The organism is Allorhizobium sonneratiae (assembly GCF_023700755.1).
Lineage (GTDB): Bacteria > Pseudomonadota > Alphaproteobacteria > Rhizobiales > Rhizobiaceae > Allorhizobium > Allorhizobium sonneratiae.
On sequence record NZ_JAMKOJ010000036.1, the window covers coordinates 1 to 736 of the forward strand.

1 protein-coding gene is annotated in these 736 nt (G+C 64.1%); it reads left to right on the forward strand.

Going from position 1 to position 736, the window contains the following annotated elements:
• Positions 1-736: methyl-accepting chemotaxis protein (locus NAC44_RS21160; protein ID WP_250943640.1), on the forward strand; the 736-nt coding region annotated here is incomplete at both ends.

Sequence of the window (736 nt, forward strand, 5' to 3'; positions counted from 1 at the left end):
CCGAAGGCGACCTCACCGTGCGCTGTGCCGATCTCGGCGAACGCTATGAAACGCTCAGGCACAATTTCAACGATGCGCTGACCCGGCTGGAACAGGCCATGACCCGCGTCACCTTGAAGGGCAACGACATAGCCGTCAGCAAGGAGGAAATCCGCCGCGCCTCGGGCGAGCTTGCCAGCCGCACCGAGCGGCAGGCAGCCAATCTGGAGGAAACCTCTGCCGCACTCGACCAGTTGACCGTGGCGATCCGCCAGACGGCGGACGGCGCGCGCGAGGCGGCAGGCCGGGTGAAAACCGTCAGCGACGAGGCACGCCAGAGTGACGATGTGGTCAACAGCGCCATAACAGCCATGAGCGGCATCGAGAAATCAGCGGAAGAGATCGCCAAGATCATCACGGTGATCGATGAGATTGCTTTCCAGACCAATCTTCTGGCGCTGAATGCCGGTGTCGAGGCAGCGCGTGCCGGGGAAAGCGGCAAGGGCTTTGCCGTTGTGGCGCAGGAAGTGCGGGAACTGGCGCAACGCTCGGGCGCGGCCGCCAAGGAAATCCGCGACCAGATCGCCCGCTCGTCGGAGCAGGTCAATCAGGGCGTGGCGCTGGTGGGGCGCACCGGCGAGGCCTTGAAGCGGATTTCAAGCCAGATCACTGAGGCCAATGATGTGGTGGCGCGCATTGCCGCCAGTGCAGCCGAACAGGACACCACCATCCGCTCGATTGCCACGGCGCTGAACCA